Raw genomic sequence first — 21,566 nt, 5'->3', positions numbered from 1 at the left:
CCGTCAGGGTCGGTCGGGAAAGGCGTTGCGCGCCAGCGCAGCGATGAGCGTCCCGCAGAAGATCAAGACCATCGCGACCCACGGCAGCACACCCAATCCGGCGCGGTCGAGCAGCATCGCCCCGAGTGCCGAGCCGCCGGCGATTCCGACGTTGGCGGTCGCGTTGATCCACGCGCCCGCGCGCTCCGGCGACACCGCGTGGGTGCGCACCGCGCAGGCCTGATACACCGATGGCACTCCGCCGAAGGCGGCGCACCACAGTGCCGTCGCGCCGAGCACGGCCACCAGCGCCGGCCAGCCCACACCGAGCAGCGCCACGGCCGCCACAGTGGCCAGCAGCAGAATCAGCGTGGTGCGCCGGGGATTGCGATCGAGCCCCTTGCCCGCGTACCAGAGGCCGATCAGCCCGCACGCCCCGCACGCGAGCAGGATCGGCCCGATGAACCCCGGTCCGACGCCGCTGGACAGCAGCAGCAGGCTGATGAAGGTGTAGGCACTGAAGTGGCCGACGAAGACCACCAGGTTGGACGCGGACACGGCGACGAGCATGCCGCGACGTCCGGGCTCGGGTCTGCTGGTCGGCTGGCTGTTGGCCACGGGCGGGAGCACGGCGCCGACGAGGGCGAGCGTCGCGACCGATGCCACCGCCAGTGTGATGAACGAGGCGCGCCAGCCGGCCGCCGTCCCGAGTGAGGTCAGCAGCGGCACGCCCAGCACCAGGCCCGCGGACACGCCGCTGCCGGCGATCGCCAGCGCCCGGCCCACATGTGCGCGCGACACCAGCCGAGGGGAGTACCCGATCAACAGCGCGAAGAACAGCGCGTGGGTGAGGCCGCCGACCGCTCGTCCGACGGCGACGACGGCGAACGTGGGTGCGAGCGCGACCACGGTGTTGCTGATCACATACCCGGCGATCGTGACCATCAGCAGGGGTTTGCGGGCGAAGCGCGACGTGGCCATCGTCAACGGCACGGCGAACACGGCCACCATCACGGCATAGAGTCCGACGAGCAGGCCGGTGGTCGAATCGGAGACCCCGAAGGCCGTGCCCAGGTCGGGCAGTAGCCCCACGGGCAGCATCTCGGTGGTGACCGCCAGTGCCGATGCCAGCGCCAGCGAGAGCAGGGCGGGCAGGGCATCGCGCACCCCGCGCGTCGGGGCCTGATCGGCTGTCAGAGTCACGTGTCCTTAATATACTCAGGCATCGAGTTTATTCCAAAGGAGTTTTCCCGCATGGTCTCTGCACACGCCGACCGGCTGCGATGGCACACCGCCGCGCAGCTGCTCGCTGTGATGCGGGACGCACCGGGCATCACGCGCGCCGCCGCGGCGGCCCGTCTCGGCATCGGCAGCGGCAGCGCCAGCGAGCTGACCGCGCGGCTACGCAAGGCCCACGTGGTCGACGAGGTCCGTGCGCCGGCGCAGGGCCGTGGCCGGCCGACCGCTGTGCTGGCCGCCCACCCCGAGGGGCCGCTGATCGCTGCGGCTGATCTGGGTGTGGCCGGCTGGCGGCTGGCCATCGCCGGCGTGGACGGCCGGCCCGAGATCGTGGCGCACGAGGAGTACGCGGGACACGAGCTCTCCGCCGCGTTGGCAGGGATGTCCCGCGCGATCGGCGCGGTGCACCGGCGCCACGCTGATCGTCTTGCGGCGCTGTCGGTGTCGGTGGCGGGAACGGTCAGTGATGCCCGACTGGTCCAGTTCACCGCGCGCGGCTCGCGCGACGTCGATCTGGCGGTGCTGACCGCGAAGATCCCGCGGCGGGTGGCGGTGCTGCTCGGCAACGACGCCACTCTGGCCGGGCTGGCCGAGGCCCGCACCGGCGCCGCCCGCGATGTGACGACCGCGCTACATCTGATGGTGGCGCAGGGCATCGGCGGGGCGCTGGTGGTCAACGGTGAGCCGGTCGCGGGCGGGCACGGCGCGGCAGGGGAGTACGGGCACGTCCCGTTCGGAGACCCCGGCCTACGGTGTCCGTGCGGGGCTCGAGGGTGCTGGGATCTGACGGTCGACGGCCGCGCGTTGGCGCGCCACCTCGGCGACCGGGCGCCGAGCGATCCGATCGGCTACGTCCATGACCTGGCTGCTCGTCGGGACGCGTTGTCTCGCAGTGCGTTTCGAAAGGTTGCGGCCTCGCTGGGCCGGGGCATCGGGGCGCTGGTGAACCTTCACGATCCGGAGGCGGTGACGCTCGGGGGCGTCGCAGCGCTGCTGCGGGCGCAGGCTACCGGGGCTTTCGACGATGCGTTCCGTGATGCGCTGATGGCGTTCCGGAAGGCGTCACCGCCGCCGGTGCGCGACGCTCTGCACGGCGAGGACGGGCCACTGCAGGGTGCGGTCCTGGCCGGGCTCGATCACGTGACGACGCCCGACGCGCTCGCTGCGTGGGTGGGTCGCCGGCGCGGCTGACGCGATGTGCGCCGGTGTCACCACCGGTCCATCAGCCCGAACACCTGCAACCCGTAGATGACGGCGACGGTGAGAAAGAGAACGACGAGGACTGCGGCGGCGATCATGCCCGCGATCGCCACAGGTGTGAACCGGTGCTTCGGCAGCGGATTCTGGTTCGCCGACGCCGACAGCGAGCCCGAATCGGGTGGCGTGTCACCCGGTTGGACGCTGCCGCCTTCCGAGAGGCCCGTGGTGTCGCCGGGATCCGGGTCGGGGGGAAGCGCTGTCGTGTGCTCGCCACTCGCCACCATGGGCCACTCCTGTCGACATGGTTTCCCTGTCAATCCCCACACGTAGCGGTCCGGTAAACGGCGGCAGGTGCGTTCGTCAGAGTTCGGTCAGGGCTACCCCGGGCACTCGGCGCGCGCTCGCCAAACTAGTTGGCGTGCAGGGCGTCGTTCAGCGTGATGCCCGTGCCGTCGCGCTTGACCACCTCGACCGCACCCGTCACCGAATTGCGCCGGAACAGTAGATTGTTCGCGCCGGAGAGCTCCCGGGCTTTGACCGTCCGACCGTCACCGGTCGTGACCTTGGTGCCCGCGGTCACGTACAGCCCGGCCTCGATCACGCAGTCGTCACCCAATGAGATGCCCAGACCTGCGTTGGCACCGAGCAGGCAGCGCTCACCGACCGAGATCACCTGCGTGCCACCGCCGGACAGGGTCCCCATGATCGACGCGCCGCCGCCGATATCGGACCCGTCGCCGACCACCACGCCGGCCGAGATGCGGCCCTCGACCATCGAGCTGCCCAAGGTGCCGGCGTTGAAGTTCACGAAGCCTTCGTGCATGACCGTCGTACCCGGCGCCAGGTGCGCGCCGAGCCGCACGCGGTCCGCGTCGGCGATGCGTACCCCGGAAGGCATGACGTAGTCGACCATCCGCGGGAACTTGTCGACGCCGTAGACGGTCACCGGGCCGCGGCGACGCAACCGCGCCCGCACGATCTCGAATCCCTCGATGGCACACGGCCCGTGGTTCGTCCACGCGACGTTGGTCAGCACGCCGAACAGTCCGTCGGCGTTGAGCCCGTGCGGCGCGACCAGCCGGTGCGAGAGCAGGTGCAGACGTAGGTAGGCGTCGTAGGCGTCGACGGCCTTGTCGTCCAGCGACGCAATGGCCGTGCGGATCACCACGACGTCCACGCCGCGGTCCTCGTCGGGGACGGCGAGTTCGCCGAGTTCGGCGGGCACCTCGGCGACCGAGAGCCGTACCGTGCCGGTCTCTGCTTCCTCGGACAGCTCGGGGGCCGGGAACCACACGTCGAGAACCGATCCGTCGGCCGCGATCGTCGCCACGCCGATACCTGATGCACCTGAAGTCACGGTGCTTCAGGCTACCGGTGGGCCTAGCATCGCGTGACAGGTCCCAACCCGGGCCCGGGCAGGACGGGAGGCGTGCCACGAGCACCGACGTGACCCTGCGCCAGCTGCGCTACTTCGCCGTCCTCGGCCAGGAGCTGAACTACCGCCGTGCCGCGGAGAAACTGTTCATCACCCAGCCGGCACTGTCCACGGCTATCAAGCAACTCGAGCAGCACTTCGGCGTCGTGCTGTTCCGGCGCAACACCCGCGAGGTCGCGCTCACCGACCTCGGTGCGGCCTGGCTGCCCCAGGTGCAGCAGGCGCTGTCCGGCGTCGACGCCGTCGTCGACAACCTCGTCATGCTCTCGGGCACCCGTCGCGGCGTGCTGCACCTCGGCTACCTCATCGGCACGGGCGCCGACCTGCTGTTCCGGCTGGTACGCCACTTCGAGGCCGCCTACCCCGACGTCACGGTCGAACCGATCGAGTTCGACTTCGCCGACCCGACCGCCGGGCTGGCCGACGGCACCACCGAAGTCGCGATCATCCGGCCGCCGGTCGACCTGCCCGAGCACCGCACGCTGATCCTGGACTCCGAGTCGTGGGTGGCCTGCCTGCCCCGCGACCATCGGCTCGCGGGCCGCCCCGAGGTCTCGATCGTCGAGCTGCTCGACGATCCGATCGTGTGCGCCCCGCTGACGGCAGGCACCTGGCGCGACTACTGGCTGGCGATGGACGTGCGCGGCAACCGGCCCCCGACGATCGCGGCGGTGGCCGCCACCTACGAAGCCGAGACGACGTCCATCGCACGCGGCCTGGGGATCAGCTTCACGTCGTCGTCCGTGGCTCGCTTCTACGACCGGCCGGGCATAGTTTACGTACCGATCACAGACCGGCCGCCCAGTTACACAGCGCTCGCGTGGCATCCCGCAGCGCTGTCTCCACAGGCTGATGCCCTGGTCAGGCACGTGCAGGCGCACTGGAGCTTCGGCGATGCCGCGTCCGAGCCGACCTACTGATAAGCCGCGGTTATCACCAGATCAAAACATCGAACTTCCGGTGAACGGCCAACGGCGTTTTCCTGTCATCAGGTGTTCAACCGATGCCTCTCACCTGGAGTGAACATGACCGATGCCCTGACCTCTCCCACTCATTCGCAACCGTCGAGCGGAGGCGAGGACGCCAAGCTCGAAGAGTTCGGCTACACGCAGAAGCTCGATAGATCCGTCGGACGACTGGCGTCCTTCGCGCTCGGCTTTGCGACCATCAGCGCGACCACCGCGGTCTTCACCGGCTTCGGCGCCGGCTACTTCACAGCGGGCGGACCCTTCGTGTGGACCCTGCTGCTCGCGGCCGCAGTGTTCCTGATCTGGACGTTCATCGCTTCCGACCTGTCCGCCAAGATCCCGTTGGCCGGCTATTCCTACCAATGGACCAGCCGCCTCGTCGGCTCCTCGATGGCGTTGTTCACGGGCATATTGGCCCTCGCTGGGTGGATTTGCGGCATGACCGGCGTCGGCTTCATCCTGTCGGGGTATCTCGGCAGCTTGTTCGGCTGGAATATGACCCAGACCGCGCAAATCCTCGTCGCGATCGGCGTGATGGCCATCTGCATGATGATCAACCTGTACGGCGTTCGATTCGCCACCATGGTCAACAACATCGGTGTGAGCCTCGAGTTGGTCATCACCGTCGGCGCCACAATTCTCGTCGCGATCATCGCGTTCTCGTCGCCCGACAACCATCAGCCGGTCTCGGTACTGTTCACCGGCGGCGAGTCCGGCGACCACAGTGCGTACATCCTGGCCTGGTTGGCGGCTTCGCTCGGGCCCTTCTTCGGACTGATCGGCGTCGAGGCCTGTGCGGACGTCGCCGAGGAGACCATCAACGCCCGCAAGGTCATTCCCCGGACGATGTTCTATGCGCTGACCGCCTCGATCGTCATCGAATTCCTGATGTACGTCGTCTACGTGCTGGCCATCAAAGACCAGGACGCCGTCCAGGCCGCCTCGGCGGCTCCCATCGAGGAGATCATCACCCAGCAGGCCGGCCCGTTGGTCAGCAAGATCGTCGTCGCCGTGGCCCTGACCAACGTCCTGGCGTGCATCCTGGCCAACATCCTTGTGGCGACCCGGCTCACCTACTCGATGGCCCGCGACAACATGCTGCCGTTCTCGCACGTCTGGCGCCACGTGTCCCCGTCGAACCGCACACCCACCTACGCGGTGCTCGGGATGTTCGGTCTGTCGACCATCCTGCTGCTGTCGGCCCTCGTCAGTGAGAAGGCGTTCTTCCTGATCCTCGGTCTGTCGTCGCTGGCGGTGTGCGCGATGTACTTCCTGCAGACGGTCGCCGTGCTGATCGGCACGCGGCGGGGCTCCATCCCCGCGCCCGAGCCGGGCACGTTCGATCTCGGCAGGGCCCGCGTGCCGGTCGCCGTGGTCGCCCTCATCGCGTTCGCGGCGGTGTGCGCGGCGCTGATCCTCCTGCCGCAGTTCGCAGGCAACGGATACGTCTTCCTCGGTCTTCTGGTGCTCGTCGGCCTCTGGTCGGTGACCGGGCTGCGCAAGCGGCTCGCCAGCGGCGATGCCGGACCGGACTACGCCAAAACCCACGGCTTCAACTGATTCCCGATAGTTCCCGAAAGGACCACTTCATGACCACCACACAAGAACTCGGCACCTCGAACCTGGTCGCCGTCGAGCCCGGCGCGATCCGCGAGGACACTCCGCCCGGTTCGGTGATCCAGTACAGCGACTACGAACTCGACACCTCGAGCCCGTACGCCGGCGGCGTCGCGTGGATCGAAGGCGAGTTCATCCCCGCCGAGGACGCGCGGATCTCGATCTTCGACACCGGCTTCGGGCACTCCGATCTGACCTACACCGTCGCTCACGTATGGCACGGCAACATCTTCCGGCTCGGCGACCACCTGGACCGGCTCCTCGACGGCGCCCGCAAGCTGCGCCTGGACGCGGGGATGAGCAAGGACGAACTCGCCGAGATCACCAAGAAGTGCGTCAGCATGTCGCAGCTTCGCGAGTCCTTCGTGAACCTGACCGTCACCCGCGGCTACGGTCGACGCAAGGGTGAGAAGGACCTGTCGAAGCTGACCCACCAGGTGTACATCTACGCGATTCCCTACCTGTGGGCGTTCCCCCCGCACGAGCAGATCTTCGGCACCACCGCCGTCGTCCCGCGCCACGTGCGGCGCGCCGGCCGCAACACCGTCGACCCGACGATCAAGAACTACCAGTGGGGCGACCTGACCGCAGCCAGCTTCGAGGCCAAGGACCGCGGTGCCCGCACCGCGATCCTGCTGGACTCCGACAGCTGCGTGGCCGAGGGTCCCGGGTTCAACGTGTGCATCGTCAAGGACGGGAAGCTGGCGTCCCCGTCGCGCAACGCGCTGCCCGGCATCACCCGCAAGACCGTGTTCGAGATCGCCGACGCGATGGGCATCGAGGCGAGCCTGCGCGACGTCACCAGCCACGAGCTCTACGACGCCGACGAGATCATGGCGGTCACCACCGCCGGCGGCGTCACGCCGATCAACACCCTCGACGGTGAGCCCATCGGCAGCGGTGAGCCGGGACCGATGACGGTCGCCATCCGCGACCGGTTCTGGGCGCTGATGGACGAACCGTCACCGCTGATCGAGGCGATCCAGTACTGACGGATCACACCGAAAGGGCCAGCGCCACCGCAGCGGCCGCCGCGAACGCCGCTGTCCCGTAGCCGAGCACCCGGACCTCCAGCGCCGGTACCTCGACGGCGCCGGGCCGGATGCGGCGCGAACGCCGGTAACCCAGCACCAGCACCGCGACGGCCAGCAGTCCCGCCGACGCCGCCAACCACGGTCCGCCCGCGATGGGCGGGCCGTGGTGGCGGATCAGCATCAACGCGCCACCGACGAGCAGGCCCAACGCGCTGCGCTCCCACGACAGCAGGGTGCGCTCCGTCTGCAACCCCGGCTTCTCCGCCACGTCAGTGCCCGGTCGGTGGCCAGATCACCAGCACCACCAGCACGCCGAGCGCGACGACGGCGATACCGGCGGCAAGCGCCGCGGGTACACGGGTGGTCGGCAGGTCGCCGCCGCGGCGCATCGCGTCCTGCACCACCCGCCACCGGTGCACGGCCAACACGGCGAGCACACCGCCGCCCGCGGTGAGCACCACGCTGAGCAGATGGCGCACCCCGGCGATCCCGAAGGCCGGGGCGAACTGCACGACGGCGACGCCACCGGCGATCAGCGCCAGCGCGGTCCGAATCCAGGCCAGGAAGGTACGTTCATTGGCCAGCGTGAACCGATAGTCGGGGTCCTGCTCCGATGGCGGCATCGAGCTCCTTCCCAGCGCGGTCCCACGCTAGCGAACCGACTAACGTGATGTCTCGTGCTCGACCTTCACGGTGACCCGATCGCGTTGACCGCGGCGCTGGTCGACATTCCCAGCGAATCCCGCCACGAGACGCGCATCGCCGACGAGATCGAGGCCGCACTACGCGCGCAGACCACCGGATTCGAGATCGTCCGGCACGGAGACGCAGTGTTGGCTCGCACGCAGTACGGAAAGCCGTCGCGGGTGCTGCTGGCCGGACACACCGACACCGTGCCCGCCGCCGACAACGTGCCCAGCCGCCGTGACGGCGACCTCCTGTACGGCTGCGGCACCTCGGACATGAAGTCCGGCGACGCGGTGTTCCTGCATCTGGCGGCGACGGTCACCGAACCCGCGCATGACATCACGCTGGTCTTCTACGACTGCGAGGAAATCGAGGCGTCGGCCAACGGGCTCGGCCGCATCGAACGCGAACTGCCCGACTGGCTGGCCGCCGACGTGGCGATCCTCGGCGAACCATCGGGCGGACTCATCGAAGCCGGCTGCCAGGGCACGTTGCGGGTCGTCGTCCGGGCGACCGGTACGCGTGCTCACTCGGCGCGATCATGGCTGGGCGACAACGCGATTCACAAGTTGGCAGCGGTACTGACCAGGCTGCAGCACTACCAGGCCCGCAGCGTCGACATCGACGGTTGCGTGTATCGCGAGGGACTCTCGGCGGTGCGCATCGACGGCGGTATCGCCGGCAACGTCATCCCCGACGCAGCCTCGGTCACAGTGAACTTCCGGTTCGCCCCCGACCGTTCCGTGGATGCCGCGTACGCCCATGTGCTCGAGGTGTTCGACGGGCTCGACGTGACGATCGAGATGACCGACTCCGCCGCCGGCGCCCTGCCCGGGCTGACTCGCCCTGCCGCGGCCGCGCTGGTGCAGGCCGCCGGGGGAGCCGTACGCGCGAAGTACGGCTGGACCGACGTGTCCCGGTTCGCGGCGCTGGGTGTGCCGGCCGTCAACTACGGCCCAGGAGACCCGAACACCGCGCACCGTGTCGACGAACACGTCGACGTCACGCAGATCACCTCCGTCACCGAGACGTTGCGGCGGTACTTAATCGGTTGACGGGTCCGGTTACCCTGGACCCATGCTCTCTCGCTGACGCCCCCGCTGACACTGTCCGCACGTCTCGAGAGTTCTTGCATGCCATCAATCGTCTTCTCGCACGTCTCGTTCTCCTGGCCCGACGAGACCCCGCTGTTCACCGATGTGTCCTTCGCCGCAGGTCCCGGCCGCACCGGCCTGATCGCGCCCAACGGCGCCGGCAAGAGCACGGTGCTGCGCCTGGCCGCCGGTGAACTCGTTCCGGCCGCGGGATCGGTCAGCGCCGACGGCACCGTCGGCTATCTGTCGCAGACCCTGCCGCTGCTCGACGATCGCACCGTCGCCGACCTTCTCGGCATCGCCGACGTACTCGCCGCGCTGGAGGCGTTGACGGCCGGGGACTCCCGTGACGAGGTGTTCACCGCCATCGGCGACGACTGGGACGTCGAGGAGCGCGCCCACGCCCAGCTCGACCGTCTCGGGCTCGGCCACATCGGACTCCGCCGCTCCCTGCGTACCCTCTCGGGTGGCGAGGTGGTCACCCTGGGCCTTGCCCGAGAATTGCTGCGGCGCAGCGAGATACTACTTCTCGACGAGCCGACCAACAACCTCGATGACGGCGCGCGGAGTCGACTCCACGATGCGCTCGCCGACTTCACTGGCTGCCTCCTGCTGGTCAGTCACGACCGAGCGCTGCTCGACCGGATGGACCACATCGCCGAGCTACGCGGCGGCGAGATCACCTCGTACGGCGGAAATTTCACCGCCTACCGAGACGCCGTCGACGCCGCCGACCGCGCCGCGCGCAGCGCGGTCCGCCAGGCCGAGCAGCACCTCAAACGCCAGAAGCGCGATCGCCAGCAGGCCCGCGAGCGGGCCGACCGGCGCAGCGGTACCGCGCAGCGATCACTCCCCGACGCGGGGATACCGAAAATCGTTGCGGGCGCGATGAAGCGACGTGCGCAGGTGAGCGCGGGCCGTGCCGATGATGTGCACGCCCGGCGGGTCGACGACGCGCGGACCCGGCTGGGCGAGGCCGAAGCGCTGCTGCGTGACGACGACACACTGACCCTCGATCTTCCGGACACCGAGGTGCCGTCCGGTCGGATGATCCTGCGCTGCAATGAGATCGCGGTGGCACGCGGCGATCGCGAGGTGCTCGCCGGCGTCGATTTCTCGATCCGTGGACCAGAGCGTATCGCGCTCACCGGTCCGAACGGCAGCGGTAAGACCACGCTGCTGCGGGTTCTGCTCGGCGAACTGGAACCCGATCGCGGCACGGTCGACCGCTCGGGTGGCCGGGTGGCGTACCTGTCGCAGCGGCTCGACCTGCTCGACGACAACGCTACGCTGGCCGACAATCTCGCCGCCCACGCGCCGAGCCTGTCGGTGACGCGCCGCCGGCATCTGTTGGCGCAGTTCCTGTTCGGAGACGACGCGGTCGATCGCACGGTCGCGACACTGTCGGGCGGCGAGAGATTGCGCGCCACCTTGGCGTGCGTGCTGTTCGCCGAACCCGCACCCGAGCTGCTGCTGCTCGACGAACCGACCAACAACCTCGACCTCGTCAGCGTCGCCCAGCTCGAACAGGCCCTGCAGGCCTACCGGGGTGCGTTCGTCGTCGTGAGCCACGACGAGGCGTTCCTCGCGGCCATCGGCGTGGACCGCACGCTGTGTCTGGACGCGGGACGCGTTCGTTAGAGGCCGGCCACCGCGTCGCGGCCGAAGGCACAGGGCACCTGCTGCGCGATCCGAGTCAGCGTCTCGCCCGCGCGCGGATCTCCGAGGGCCACCGCGTCGGCCGCAGCGCGCAGAGCGACGGCCTCCTGGCCGCCGCGCTCGGCGGCCTTGACTGCATCCCTGGCCGCGGCTACCGCGCCGTGGGCGTCGCGGCGCGCCGACATCGTCCACGCCCGCGCCAGGGCCAACTCAGGCGCAAACAGCATCGACTTGAGGCCGTGCCGAGATTCCGCGCGCGACAACGCCTTTCCCGCCTCGACGGTCTCGCCGAGCCGGCCGAGCGCCTGCGCGAGCAGCATCCAGGCCAGCGGCCCCCACGAGTATCCCGTCGGGGCCAGCGTCGCGGCGGACCGCCGCAGCAGCGCCACCGCCTGCGCCGTCTGGCCGGTGGCGATCAGGACGTCGGCCACCAGCACCTCGCCGATCGCGCGGCCGGGCTGCCGGCGCTGGGCGAAATCGGTGAGATGGCGCGCCAGTTCCAGCGCACGCTCGGGCTCCCCGGCCATCAGCAGCGCGGAGGTCTGGCCGAAGCCACTGGTGAATCGCAGCAACCCCGGCTGGCCGGCCGACATCGCACGCTCGGCCAGCGCGTCGACATCGGCGAACCGCCCCATGCGGGCCGCGCACAGCGCCGCCGTCGAACCCGCCCAGCCCACCGCGGTGTCGTCGGCGACCGAGGAGCCCAGCACCTCGTCAGCGAGCTCGACGGCCCTACTGAGGTTGCCGGCGTTCATCGCGAAGGTCGCCGACAGCGCGTCCAGCGTGGTGCGCGCCGCCGGTGAGCTCACCTTGCCGCGGGTGGCCTGCAGGAAGGCCGTCGCCCGCTCGGGCTCCGACAACATCCAGAACTGATTGGCCGCTGTCGGCAGCGCCCACGCCAGCATCTCGTCCTCGGTCAGCTCGCCGGGCTCCACCTCGGCCAGCACCGCGTCGGCGTCCCGGCCGCGGCCCTGCCACGCCAGCGCGTAGCCGACCGTGAGGCGGGCGCCCAGATCGGGCGACTGAGCCAGGGCCGCCTGCCCCAGCCGCTCGGAGAGCTCCAGATCGCCGAGTCGCAGCGCATCCGCTGCCGCGGCGCACACCTGCGCGACCGGCGGCGGGTTGTCGCTTCCCACGGCCAGCGCCGCCAGGCGCAGCCGCGCGACCACGCCGCGCGGACCCGCCTGCGACAGCCGGGCCACCACCGCCGTCCGCAGCCGGCGGAGCTCAGGACCGCCCAGCGCCGCGCGCACCGCGTCGCAGAACAGCGGATGCGCGGGACGCACCCCGTCGTCGTCGACCGAGATCACCCCCGCCGCCGCGGCGTCGTCGACCGCGCCGGCACTGGTCAACACCGCGACATCCTCGAGACTCAGCGGATCGCACACCGCGAGGAACTCGAGCACCCGGCGCGCCTGCGGGCTCACAGCGTCGACGAAGTCCGCCACATGGGCCATCAACCGGTCGTCGTCGTGCCCGGGCGGCTCGAGATCGATGCGGGACAGCAGGCCGTCGCGCCACAGTGCGCTGACCTCGGCGGGTACCGGGTTGGCCGAGACGCTGGCCGACAGCAGGATGCGCACCGTCGCGCCGACCGCCAGCTGATAGATCAGCGCCGCCGACAGCGGATCGAGCAGGTGCGCATCGTCGACCACGAGCAGGCGACCGTCACCGAGACGGTTCCGCGCCGCCCGTAGGACCGCTGCCGTCTTGCCGGTGTCGGGAACGTCGACGAGATGTTCGACGGCGGCGAACGGAATCGCCGTCCGCGTCGCCGTCGCGCGCACCCAGTCGACCCGCGGGAAGTCCGACGCCAGCCGCTCGGCCGCCCGGCGCAACAGCCACGTCTTGCCGACGCCGGCGGGCCCGATCAGAGCCGCCCCCGAGCGGTCGCGCACGCCCGCGTCCAGCTGTGCCAGCGCGGGTTCGTCGGGTGCGGTCACCCAGGTGACTGGCGCGGGCACGGGCACCGGCTCAGCCTATGGCTAAGTTTTAGGTCGTGTCCCAAGAACCCGATCGCGGATGGGCCGTCTGCGTGTACTGCGCCTCGGGCCCCACAGAAACCCGCCTGCTCGACCTCGCCCGGCGTCTCGGCGCCGCCATCGCCGACCGCGGCTGGACGCTGGTCTCCGGCGGCGGAAACGTCTCGGCGATGGGGGAGGTGGCCGCGGCCGCCCGCTCCCACGGCGGTCGCACCGTGGGCGTGATCCCCAAGGCGCTGGTCCATCGCGAGGTCGCCGACACCGAGGCCGATGAGCTCGTCGTCACCGACACGATGCGGGAGCGCAAACAGGTCATGGAAGACCGCGCCGATGCGTTCATCGCGCTGCCCGGCGGCATCGGAACCCTCGAAGAATTCTTCGAAGCCTGGACAGCGGGCTATTTGGGTATGCACACCAAGCCAATCGTGATGCTCGACACTTGGGGGCATTACGAGGGGCTTCTGGACTGGCTACGCGGGCTGGTCCAGAGCGGCTATGTCGCCGAGGGCGCGCTCGCGCGTCTGCACGTCGTCGACGACATCGATGCTGCTCTGGCCGCATGCGCACCGGGCTAGGGTGACCGACACACGACCACCGAAGAACAAGGGGAGCGGCGAATGAGCGGTAAATCCGGGAAGCGGAGCAGTGTCGGGGTCCTCGACATCGCAAGCCAGGTACCGGGGCTGCTGATGGACACACCGACGATCGTGCAGGGCGTCGTCACCGGGTTCCTGGCCCGTCCGACAGCGAAGACCTCTATCGGCAAAGTCTTCCAGGACCGCGCGGGCCGCTATGCCGACAAGGTGTTCATCAAGTTCGACGATGTCGAGCTGTCCTACGGCGAGGCCAACGAGACCGTCAACCGCTACGCCGCGGTACTCGCCGCGCGCGGCGTGGGCCACGGCGACGTCGTCGGCGTCATGCTGCGCAACTCCCCGGATTCGGTGCTGTTGATGCTCGCCGCGGTCAAGTGCGGCGCCATCGCCGGGATGATCAACTACCACCAGCGCGGTGACGTGCTCAAGCACAGTCTGGGCCTGCTCGAGGCCAAGGTCGTGATCGCCGAGGTCGACCTGATCGATCCGATTTCCGAGAGCGGCGCCGACACCTCCGGCGTGGTCACCGTCGACGAGATGAAGGAGAAGGCGCAGGGCGCGCCGACCAGCAACCCCGCCACCACGTCTGCGGTGCTCGCCAAGGACAAGGCGTTCTACATCTTCACCTCCGGCACCACCGGTATGCCGAAGGCCAGCGTGATGACGCACTACCGCTGGCTGCGGGCGCTGGCCGGGTTCGGTGGTCTGGGCATGCGGCTCAACAGCAACGACACGCTGTACTGCTGCCTGCCGCTCTACCACAACAACGCGTTGACGGTCGCGCTGTCCTCGGTGCTGAACTCCGGCGCGACACTGGCGCTGGGCAAGTCGTTCTCGGCGTCGAAGTTCTGGGACGACGTCATCCGCTACGAGGCGACCGCGTTCGTCTACATCGGCGAGATCTGCACCTACCTGCTGGGCAAAGAGGAGAAGCCGACCGACCGCCAGCACAAGGTGCGGGTGATCGCCGGCAACGGCCTGCGGCCGGCCATCTGGGACGAGTTCACCGAACGGTTCGGCATCAAGCGGGTCTGCGAGTTCTACGCGGCCAGTGAAGGCAACACCGCGTTCGTCAACGTCCTCAACATCGACAAGACGACCGGCATCTGCCCCAGTCCGGTGGCCTTCGTCGAGTACGACGAGGAGACCGGGGACCCCAAGCGCGACGACAACGGCCGGCTGCGGAAAGTGAAGACCGGCCAGCCCGGCCTGTTGCTGTCCAAGGTCAGCAACTTCCAGCCCTTCGACGGCTACACCGACAAGGAGGCCACCGAGAAGAAGCTGGTGCGCGACGCCTTCAAAGAGGGTGACGTCTGGTTCAACACCGGCGACTTGATGCGCGCCCAGGGCTTCGGGCACGCCGCGTTCACCGACCGCCTCGGCGACACCTTCCGGTGGAAGGGCGAGAACGTCGCCACCACCGAGGTCGAGGCCGCCATCTCGACGGACCCGCAGGTCGAAGAGGCCACGGTGTTCGGCGTTGAGGTGCCCGGCGCGAGCGGGCGGGCCGGCATGGCCGCCGTCCAGCTCAAAGAGGGCCAGGAGTTCGACGGCAAGTCGCTGGCCAAGGCCGCCTTCGACAAGCTGCCCGGCTACGCGGTGCCGCTGTTCGTCCGGGTGGTCGAGGAACTGGCCCACACGTCGACGTTCAAGTCGCAGAAGGGTGACCTCCGCAAGGAGGGGTACGGCAAGGCCTCCGGCGATGACGATGACTCCGAGGACGTGGAGATCGAGGACCCGATCTACGTGCTCTCCGGCAAGGAGGAGGGGTACGTCGAGTTCTACGACGAGTACCCCGAAGAGGTCGCCGCCGGCAAGAAGCCCAAGTAGCCACACGATTTCGGCGTGTTTGCCGTCGCTGAGCGGCGGTGAACACGCCGAAATCGCACGGTACGTAGCCTGAGAGCGTGCAATCGACGTTTCTCGGGCGGCCGGTCGCCGGTGATCGCGCGCTGATCATGGCGATCGTGAATCGCACACCGGACTCCTTCTACGACCGGGGCGCCACGTTCAGCGACGAGGCCGCGAAGGAGGCGGCGCACCGGGTGGTGGACGAGGGCGCCGACATCGTCGACGTCGGCGGCGTCAAAGCCGGGCCCGGGCAGATCGTCGACGTCGACGAGGAGATCGCGCGCGTCGTGCCGTTCATCGAATGGCTGCGCAGCACCTTTCCCGACCAGCTGATCAGCGTCGACACCTGGCGCGCCGAAGTCGCGAAGCAGGCGTGCGCGGCCGGCGCCGATCTGATCAACGACACCTGGGGCGGTGCCGACGCGGACCTGCCCGCCGTCGCCGCCGAATTCAACGTCGGCCTGGTGTGCTCCCACACCGGCGGCGCTGTCCCGCGGACCCGGCCGTTCCGGGTGAACTACGGGATCACCGACCGCGGCGTGGTCGACGACGTGCTGGCCGAAGTGACTGCAGCCGCGGAGAGGGCGCTGGCCCACGGGGTCCGGCGGGACGGCATCGTGATCGACCCGACCCACGATTTCGGCAAGAACACTTATCACGGTCTTAGTTTGTTGCGCCACGTAAAAGAGCTTGTTAACACTGGATGGCCCGTCCTGATGGCCCTGAGCAACAAAGATTTCGTCGGGGAGACTCTCGGTGTGGGACTCACCGAGCGCCTGGAGGGCACCCTGGCTGCGACCGCACTCGCGGCCGCGGAGGGAGCCGCCATGTTCCGCGTGCACGAGGTGGGCCCCACACGTCGGGTACTGGACATGGTGGCGTCAATCAACGGCGTCCGTCCGCCACAACGCACGGTGAGGGGACTGGCATGACGGTCTTGAGTGAGCGCGTTACGGGAATGGGCCCCCAGGGAATGGCCGAACATCGCTGGCTGACCGACCACAGTTGGAGCCGCCCGGCCTGGACAGTCGCCGAGTTGGAGGCTGCGAAGAAGGGGCGCACCGTGTCGGTGGTGCTCCCGGCGCTGAACGAGGAAGAGACCGTGGCCGGCGTGGTCGAGACGATCACACCGCTGCTCGGCGGGTTGGTCGACGAGCTCGTGGTGCTCGACTCCGGGTCCACCGACGACACCGAGATCCGCGCGCTGGCCGCCGGGGCACGGGTGATCAGTCGCGAGGCCGCGCTGCCCGAGGTGGCGCCCCAGCCCGGCAAGGGCGAGGTGCTGTGGCGTTCGTTGGCGGCTACCACCGGTGACCTGATCGCATTCGTCGATTCCGATCTGCTCGATCCCGACCCGATGTTCGTGCCCAAGCTGCTCGGCCCGCTGCTCACCGCTGACGGTGTGCATCTGGTGAAGGGCTTCTACCGACGCCCGCTCAAGGTCAGCGGCCGCGAGGACGCCAACGGCGGTGGGCGCGTCACCGAGCTGGTGGCCAGACCGCTGCTCGCGGCGCTGCGGCCCGAGCTGACGTGCCTGTATCAGCCACTCGGCGGGGAGTACGCCGGCACCAGGGAGCTGCTGACCGCGGTGCCGTTCGCGCCGGGTTACGGCGTGGAGATCGGGCTGCTGGTCGACGCCTACGACCGACTGGGCCTCGACGGCATCGCCCAGGTCAACCTCGGGGTACGCACCCACCGCAACCGCCCCCTCACCGAGCTGGCCTCGATGAGCCGGCAGGTCATCGCGACACTGCTGCAGCGGTGCGGCATCCCGGACTCCGGCGTCGGCCTGACGCAGTTCTTCGCCGACGGCGAGGACTACACGCCCCGCACGTCGTCGGTGTCGTTGGACGACCGGCCGCCGATGGTGACGTTGCGTCCCCGCTGACATCCGCGGCTGACACTGGTCTTGTCGGTGCGGTCAGGCACTATCGACGTGTGACGCTCGTTCTCCTCTACCTCGTCGTGCTGGTGCTCGTCGGCATCGTGCTGTTCGCGATCGGCAGCGTGTTGTTCGGCCGCGGTGAGGTGTTACCGCCGCTGCCGCAGGCGACCACCGCCACGTCACTTCCGGCCACCGACATCACCGGGGCCGATGTCGAGGCGCTGAAGTTCACCCAGACGCTGCGGGGATACAAGGCCAGCGAGGTCGACTGGGCGCTCGAGCGCCTGGGTCGCGAGATCGACGAGTTGCGTGCGGAGTTGGCGCAGGCGCGGGCGACGCAGGACGTCCCGCAACTCGGCACATGACGGCCGCGGCTGACGGTCGGGTCCGGTGCGGCTGGATCGACCAGGCGCGTCTGTCGGACGACGACTTCGTGCTGTACCGCGACTACCACGACACCGAGTGGGGTCGGCCGCTGCGCGACTCGGGTGCGCTGTTCGAGCGCATCAGCCTCGAAGCGTTCCAGAGCGGCCTCTCGTGGCTGATCATCCTGCGCAAGCGGGAGAACTTCCGTGCGGCGTTCGACGGCTTCGATGCCGAGCGGGTGTCCCGCTACACCGAGCGAGACGTCGAGCGGCTGATGTCCGACGTGGGCATCGTGCGCAACCGGTTGAAGATCGATGCCACGATCGCCAACGCGCAAGCCACGGTCGATCTCGCCGATGCGGGCGGCGACCTGGCGGAGCTGCTGTGGTCGTTCGCCCCGGTCGGCCGGCCCCGGCCCGTCGATCTGTCCGCGGTACCGGCCACGTCCCCGGAATCCACGGCGATGGCCAAGGAACTCAAACGGCGAGGATTCCGGTTCGTCGGCCCGACCACGGCGTACGCGCTGATGCAAGCAACCGGCATGGTGGACGACCACGTCGCCGATTGTTGGGTGCCGCGAACAGAGCCGAAGGCGCAGCTATAGCGGGTCTTTGCACACGAGGCGGCGCCGATAGGGAACAATGGACGTCTGAAGCAGTTCAGAGCCGATGCTGTCAGCGTTCGACGTCATCGGTGCTTGCACGACCAATCGGGCCCTGACGGGCACGCCCATGTGGAGGAGGCACTCGATGGCGGCGATGAAGCCCCGGACCGGCGACGGTCCACTGGAAGCAACCAAGGAGGGGCGCGGCATCGTGATGCGGGTACCACTGGAAGGTGGCGGACGGCTGGTCGTGGAGCTGACTCCCGATGAGGCAGCCGCCCTCGGCGACGAACTCAAGGGCGTCACCAGCTAGCGCGCAGGGCGCTCAGCAGACCTTGCGGTAGATCTCCAGGGTCTGCTCGGCGATCTGCGCCCACGAGAACTCCTCGATACACCGGGCCCGGCCCGCGGCGCCGAACGTCGCGGCGCGCTGCGGGTCGGCCACCAGTGAGTTGACGGCCTCGGCCAGGTCGCGCTCGAACGCGGCCGTCTCGTCCGCGTCGTAGTGCACCAGCAGGCCAGTGCGTCCGTCGTCGACCACCTCGGGGATACCGCCGACATCGGATGCGACGACCGCCGTCGCGCACGCCATCGCCTCGAGGTTGACGATACCCAGCGGCTCGTACACCGACGGGCATACGAAAACTGTTGCTGCCGTGAGTATTTCGCGGATCTTGGGCGTCGGCAGCATCTCGCGGACCCAGAACACGCCGGTGCGGGCATCTGAGAGCTGCTGAACCGCCGAGGCCACCTCTTCGGCGATCTCCGGGGTGTCGGGTGCCCCGGCGCACAGCACGAGCTGCACCTCGGGGGCGAAGTGGTGCGCCGCAGCGACCAGGTGCGCGACGCCCTTTTGCCGGGTGATCCTGCCGACGAACGCGACGATCGGGCGAGTCGGGTCGACACCGAGGTCGGCGAGCACCGACTGCTCGGGGTCGGGTTCGGCTGGGTACCAGACGTCGGTGTCGATGCCGTTGCGCACCACATGCACCCGGTCAGGATCGAGCGCGGGGTAGGTGCGCAGCACGTCGCCGCGCATCCCGGAGCTGACGGCGATCACCGCGTCGGCGGCTTCCACGGCCGTCTTCTCCACCCACGACGAGATGCGGTACCCGCCACCGAGCTGCTCGGCCTTCCACGGCCGCATCGGCTCCAGCGAGTGCGCCGTCAGCACGTGCGGCACGCCGTACAGCAGGGCCGCCAGATGGCCTGCCATGCCCGTGTACCAGGTGTGCGAGTGCACGACGGTGGCCTCGGAGCTGTTGTTGACCATCGTGAGATCGGCCGACAGGGTGGCCAGCGCGGCGTTGGCTCCCGCCAGCGCCGGATCGGGCGCGGCGACGGTCACTCCTGGGCGAGGCGCACCCATACAGTGCACGTCGACCTCACAGAGGTGTCGCAGCTGCGCGACCAGCTCGGTGACGTGAACTCCCGCGCCGCCGTAGACCTCCGGGGGATACTCCCGCGTCATCATCGCCACTCGCATCTCCGACCGCATGGACTGACCGTACCCAGATCGACCGACCGCTCGCGCCGCATCCTCAATTGTCTTGATGCACATGTGCGGATGCAGTTGACGTGATCGAGGACGGAAGAACGCGCCAATGCCTGTCAATAGCTGGCCCCCGTCACCACCTGCCGATAGGTTGGTTTCATGAGGGAAGCGCCACACGTGCTGGGCATCGTCCTCGCCGGCGGAGAAGGTAAACGGCTGTACCCGTTGACAGCTGACCGGGCCAAGCCCGCGGTGCCATTCGGAGGCGCCTACCGGCTGATCGATTTCGTGCTCTCGAATCTCGTGAATGCTCGGTACCTGCGGATCTGTGTTCTCACCCAATACAAGTCGCATTCGCTGGATCGCCACATCTCGCAGAACTGGCGGCTTTCGGGGCTTGCCGGTGAGTACATCACCCCGGTGCCGGCGCAGCAGCGCCTCGGTCCGCGGTGGTACACCGGCTCGGCCGATGCGATCTACCAGTCGATGAACCTCATCTACGACGAGGACCCCGACTACATCGTGATCTTCGGCGCCGATCACGTGTACCGGATGGATCCGGAGCAGATGGTGCAGCAGCACATCGAGAGCGGCGCCGGGGCGACCGTGGCGGGTATCCGTGTGCCGCGCGCCGAGGCGACCGCCTTCGGGTGCATCGACGCCGACGATTCGGGACGCATCCGCGGGTTCATCGAGAAGCCGGCCAACCCGCCGGGCACGCCCGACGACCCGGAGCAGACGTTCGTGTCGATGGGCAACTACATCTTCACCACCAAGGTGCTGATCGACGCGATCCGCGCCGACGCCGAGGACGACGACTCCGACCACGACATGGGCGGCGACATCATCCCGCGGCTGGTGGCCGACGGTATGGCGTCGGTGTACGACTTCAACAACAACGAGGTGCCCGGGGCGACGGAGCGCGACCACGGCTACTGGCGTGACGTCGGAACGCTGGACGCGTTCTACGACGCGCACATGGACCTGGTGTCGGTGCACCCGATCTTCAACCTCTACAACAAGCGGTGGCCCATCCGTGGCAGCTCCGAGAACCTGGCACCGGCGAAGTTCGTCAACGGCGGATCGGCCCAAGAGTCGGTCGTCGGTGCCGGCAGCATCATCTCGGCGGCGTCGGTGCGCAACTCGGTGCTGTCGTCGAATGTCGCGGTCGACGACGGCGCGATCGTCGAGGGCAGCGTGATCATGCCGGGTGCGCGGATCGGTCGCGGCGCGGTGGTGCGGCACGCCATCCTCGACAAGAACGTCGTGGTCGGCCCCGGGGAGATGGTGGGCGTCGACCTGGACAAGGACCGGGAACGGTTCTCGGTCAGCGCGGGCGGCGTGGTGGCCGTCGGCAAGGGCGTCTGGGTTTAATTCGCGGGTTCGGCCGGACGCCGCGGTCGGTCGGAGACGGGCCAAACGTACGGCAGGTCGTCGGGCACGTCGGGAAACAGCGGACGGTAGTGATCCGGGAGCTTGCGCACCAGCGCCGACTGGTGGCTGCGGTGCACCGCCGGGTCACCGAGCCAGGGCGGGAGGTCACCTGCCGCGACGAGCTCTTGTTGCGTGCGGACGGCGGTCAACCCGGTGCCCTGCGTCAGGTCGGTGCGCAGGGTGAGCGCGCACGTGTCCGCGCGGCCCAGCGCGCACCACACGTCGCAGATCTCCAGCCCGTAGCGCACGACTGCCTCTTCGTATCCGGCCCACATCTTCGCGGCCGGGTGGTTGCGCCAGCCATAGCCCGGAACCGTGAGCGCCCGCAGCACCTGGATGGTCTCCGCGCGCTGCTTGCCCAGGCGTCGGGCGTCGAGGATGCGGGCCGAGTCGGCGAAGCCGGGATACGGCAGGAACGTCTGCATGACGAACCGGGTACCC

22 protein-coding genes are annotated in these 21,566 nt (G+C 69.0%); 14 read left to right on the top strand and 8 right to left on the bottom strand.

Going from position 1 to position 21,566, the window contains the following annotated elements:
* Positions 1 to 3: 3 nt before the first annotated feature.
* Positions 4 to 1,182 carry an MFS transporter gene (locus tag DMB80_RS22160; RefSeq protein ID WP_111511835.1) on the bottom strand — a complete coding sequence of 393 codons (1,179 nt, stop codon included), beginning with the start codon at positions 1,180 to 1,182 and terminating at the stop codon, positions 4 to 6.
* A 51-nt stretch (positions 1,183 to 1,233) separates the two neighbouring features.
* Here DMB80_RS22160 and DMB80_RS22155 point away from each other — a divergent pair, with 51 nt between their 5' ends.
* Positions 1,234 to 2,409: an ROK family transcriptional regulator gene (locus DMB80_RS22155; protein WP_111511834.1), complete on the top strand. Its 1,176-nt coding sequence runs from the start codon at positions 1,234 to 1,236 to the stop codon at positions 2,407 to 2,409.
* Between the two features lie 17 nt (positions 2,410 to 2,426).
* On the opposite strand, the gene DMB80_RS22150 is transcribed toward DMB80_RS22155, so the two are convergent.
* The gene (locus DMB80_RS22150; protein WP_111511833.1) at positions 2,427 to 2,702 is read right to left on the bottom strand and encodes a DUF6480 family protein; all 276 of its coding nucleotides are present in this window, start codon (positions 2,700 to 2,702) and stop codon (positions 2,427 to 2,429) included.
* Positions 2,703 to 2,827: 125 nt separating this feature from the next.
* Entirely contained in the window at positions 2,828 to 3,775 is a 948-nt protein-coding gene (dapD, locus tag DMB80_RS22145; protein WP_111511832.1) for a 2,3,4,5-tetrahydropyridine-2,6-dicarboxylate N-succinyltransferase, read from the bottom strand.
* 89 nt (positions 3,776 to 3,864) lie between these two features.
* Here dapD and DMB80_RS22140 point away from each other — a divergent pair, with 89 nt between their 5' ends.
* The 3 genes from DMB80_RS22140 to DMB80_RS22130 all read left to right on the top strand — a co-directional run bounded on the left by DMB80_RS22140 (position 3,865) and on the right by DMB80_RS22130 (position 7,430).
* Positions 3,865 to 4,773: a LysR family transcriptional regulator gene (locus DMB80_RS22140; RefSeq protein ID WP_111511831.1), complete on the top strand. Its 909-nt coding sequence runs from the start codon at positions 3,865 to 3,867 to the stop codon at positions 4,771 to 4,773.
* Between the two features lie 105 nt (positions 4,774 to 4,878).
* Positions 4,879 to 6,381, top strand: coding sequence for an APC family permease (locus tag DMB80_RS22135; RefSeq protein ID WP_111511851.1), 1,503 nt, complete (start codon positions 4,879 to 4,881; stop codon positions 6,379 to 6,381).
* Positions 6,382 to 6,410: 29 nt separating this feature from the next.
* On the top strand, positions 6,411 to 7,430 hold the full coding sequence (locus DMB80_RS22130; RefSeq protein ID WP_111511830.1) for an aminotransferase class IV: 1,020 nt from the start codon (positions 6,411 to 6,413) through the stop codon (positions 7,428 to 7,430).
* Between the two features lie 4 nt (positions 7,431 to 7,434).
* On the opposite strand, the gene DMB80_RS22125 is transcribed toward DMB80_RS22130, so the two are convergent.
* Complete coding sequence (locus tag DMB80_RS22125) at positions 7,435 to 7,740, bottom strand: DUF202 domain-containing protein (RefSeq protein ID WP_111511829.1); 306 nt, start codon at positions 7,738 to 7,740, stop codon at positions 7,435 to 7,437.
* Position 7,741: 1 nt separating this feature from the next.
* Positions 7,742 to 8,095, bottom strand: coding sequence for a YidH family protein (locus DMB80_RS22120; protein WP_111511828.1), 354 nt, complete (start codon positions 8,093 to 8,095; stop codon positions 7,742 to 7,744).
* A gap of 54 nt (positions 8,096 to 8,149) precedes the next feature.
* Between DMB80_RS22120 and dapE the strand changes: the two genes are divergently transcribed.
* Positions 8,150 to 9,214, top strand: coding sequence for a succinyl-diaminopimelate desuccinylase (gene dapE, locus DMB80_RS22115; protein ID WP_111511827.1), 1,065 nt, complete (start codon positions 8,150 to 8,152; stop codon positions 9,212 to 9,214).
* Positions 9,215 to 9,292: 78 nt separating this feature from the next.
* Positions 9,293 to 10,894 (top strand): ABC-F family ATP-binding cassette domain-containing protein, encoded by a 1,602-nt coding sequence (locus tag DMB80_RS22110; protein ID WP_111511826.1) that lies wholly within the window; start codon positions 9,293 to 9,295, stop codon positions 10,892 to 10,894.
* Here DMB80_RS22110 and DMB80_RS22105 read toward each other — a convergent pair.
* The gene (locus DMB80_RS22105) at positions 10,891 to 12,882 is read right to left on the bottom strand and encodes an AAA family ATPase (protein ID WP_240431335.1); all 1,992 of its coding nucleotides are present in this window, start codon (positions 12,880 to 12,882) and stop codon (positions 10,891 to 10,893) included. The genes DMB80_RS22110 and DMB80_RS22105 overlap by 4 nt on opposite strands.
* A gap of 29 nt (positions 12,883 to 12,911) precedes the next feature.
* On the opposite strand from DMB80_RS22105, the gene DMB80_RS22100 reads away from it, so the two are divergent.
* From DMB80_RS22100 to DMB80_RS22070, 7 genes are all read left to right on the top strand, one after another.
* The gene (locus tag DMB80_RS22100; protein ID WP_111511825.1) at positions 12,912 to 13,469 is read left to right on the top strand and encodes an LOG family protein; all 558 of its coding nucleotides are present in this window, start codon (positions 12,912 to 12,914) and stop codon (positions 13,467 to 13,469) included.
* Positions 13,470 to 13,511: 42 nt separating this feature from the next.
* Positions 13,512 to 15,320 (top strand): long-chain-acyl-CoA synthetase FadD6, encoded by a 1,809-nt coding sequence (fadD6, locus tag DMB80_RS22095; RefSeq protein ID WP_111511824.1) that lies wholly within the window; start codon positions 13,512 to 13,514, stop codon positions 15,318 to 15,320.
* 128 nt (positions 15,321 to 15,448) lie between these two features.
* Positions 15,449 to 16,273, top strand: coding sequence for a dihydropteroate synthase (gene folP, locus DMB80_RS22090; RefSeq protein WP_240431338.1), 825 nt, complete (start codon positions 15,449 to 15,451; stop codon positions 16,271 to 16,273).
* Entirely contained in the window at positions 16,270 to 17,229 is a 960-nt protein-coding gene (locus DMB80_RS22085) for a glucosyl-3-phosphoglycerate synthase (RefSeq protein WP_046366242.1), read from the top strand. The genes folP and DMB80_RS22085 overlap by 4 nt, the downstream gene beginning before the upstream one ends.
* 50 nt (positions 17,230 to 17,279) lie before the next feature.
* A complete protein-coding gene (locus DMB80_RS22080) occupies positions 17,280 to 17,591 on the top strand; it encodes a DivIVA domain-containing protein (RefSeq protein ID WP_111511822.1) in 312 nt (103 codons plus the stop codon).
* Positions 17,588 to 18,196 (top strand): DNA-3-methyladenine glycosylase I, encoded by a 609-nt coding sequence (locus tag DMB80_RS22075; RefSeq protein ID WP_111511821.1) that lies wholly within the window; start codon positions 17,588 to 17,590, stop codon positions 18,194 to 18,196. The genes DMB80_RS22080 and DMB80_RS22075 overlap by 4 nt, the downstream gene beginning before the upstream one ends.
* 145 nt (positions 18,197 to 18,341) lie before the next feature.
* Complete coding sequence (locus DMB80_RS22070) at positions 18,342 to 18,509, top strand: DUF3117 domain-containing protein (RefSeq protein ID WP_003406247.1); 168 nt, start codon at positions 18,342 to 18,344, stop codon at positions 18,507 to 18,509.
* Between the two features lie 12 nt (positions 18,510 to 18,521).
* Here DMB80_RS22070 and glgA read toward each other — a convergent pair whose 3' ends face one another.
* Positions 18,522 to 19,682, bottom strand: coding sequence for a glycogen synthase (gene glgA / locus DMB80_RS22065; protein WP_111511849.1), 1,161 nt, complete (start codon positions 19,680 to 19,682; stop codon positions 18,522 to 18,524).
* 168 nt (positions 19,683 to 19,850) lie between these two features.
* Here glgA and glgC point away from each other — a divergent pair, with 168 nt between their 5' ends.
* A complete protein-coding gene (glgC, locus tag DMB80_RS22060; protein WP_111511820.1) occupies positions 19,851 to 21,065 on the top strand; it encodes a glucose-1-phosphate adenylyltransferase in 1,215 nt (404 codons plus the stop codon).
* On the opposite strand, the gene DMB80_RS22055 is transcribed toward glgC, so the two are convergent.
* On the bottom strand, positions 21,062 to 21,550 hold the full coding sequence (locus tag DMB80_RS22055; protein ID WP_111511819.1) for an MSMEG_6728 family protein: 489 nt from the start codon (positions 21,548 to 21,550) through the stop codon (positions 21,062 to 21,064). The two genes, glgC and DMB80_RS22055, sit on opposite strands and share 4 nt — an antisense overlap.
* Positions 21,551 to 21,566: the final 16 nt, after the last annotated feature.

The sequence above is a fragment of the Mycobacterium kyogaense genome, assembly GCF_003254575.1.
In the GTDB taxonomy this organism is placed as follows: domain Bacteria; phylum Actinomycetota; class Actinomycetes; order Mycobacteriales; family Mycobacteriaceae; genus Mycobacterium; species Mycobacterium kyogaense.
This window is presented reverse-complemented; position numbering and strand designations above follow the sequence as displayed.

Bases quoted from the DNA above. Each gene is read 5' to 3' on its own strand.
- fadD6 (WP_111511824.1), top strand. From the start codon at position 13,512: ATGAGCGGTAAATCCGGGAAGCGGAGCAGTGTCGGGGTCCTCGACATC.
- glgC (WP_111511820.1), top strand. From the start codon at position 19,851: ATGAGGGAAGCGCCACACGTGCTGGGCATCGTCCTCGCCGGCGGAGAA.
- DMB80_RS22155 (WP_111511834.1), top strand. From the start codon at position 1,234: ATGGTCTCTGCACACGCCGACCGGCTGCGATGGCACACCGCCGCGCAG.
- DMB80_RS22120 (WP_111511828.1), bottom strand. From the start codon at position 8,095: ATGCCGCCATCGGAGCAGGACCCCGACTATCGGTTCACGCTGGCCAAT.
- DMB80_RS22135 (WP_111511851.1), top strand. From the start codon at position 4,879: ATGACCGATGCCCTGACCTCTCCCACTCATTCGCAACCGTCGAGCGGA.
- glgA (WP_111511849.1), bottom strand. From the start codon at position 19,682: ATGCGAGTGGCGATGATGACGCGGGAGTATCCCCCGGAGGTCTACGGC.
- folP (WP_240431338.1), top strand. From the start codon at position 15,449: ATGGCGATCGTGAATCGCACACCGGACTCCTTCTACGACCGGGGCGCC.
- DMB80_RS22085 (WP_046366242.1), top strand. From the start codon at position 16,270: ATGACGGTCTTGAGTGAGCGCGTTACGGGAATGGGCCCCCAGGGAATG.
- DMB80_RS22075 (WP_111511821.1), top strand. From the start codon at position 17,588: ATGACGGCCGCGGCTGACGGTCGGGTCCGGTGCGGCTGGATCGACCAG.
- DMB80_RS22130 (WP_111511830.1), top strand. From the start codon at position 6,411: ATGACCACCACACAAGAACTCGGCACCTCGAACCTGGTCGCCGTCGAG.
- DMB80_RS22110 (WP_111511826.1), top strand. From the start codon at position 9,293: ATGCCATCAATCGTCTTCTCGCACGTCTCGTTCTCCTGGCCCGACGAG.
- DMB80_RS22055 (WP_111511819.1), bottom strand. From the start codon at position 21,550: ATGCAGACGTTCCTGCCGTATCCCGGCTTCGCCGACTCGGCCCGCATC.
- DMB80_RS22070 (WP_003406247.1), top strand. From the start codon at position 18,342: ATGGCGGCGATGAAGCCCCGGACCGGCGACGGTCCACTGGAAGCAACC.
- DMB80_RS22150 (WP_111511833.1), bottom strand. From the start codon at position 2,702: ATGGTGGCGAGTGGCGAGCACACGACAGCGCTTCCCCCCGACCCGGAT.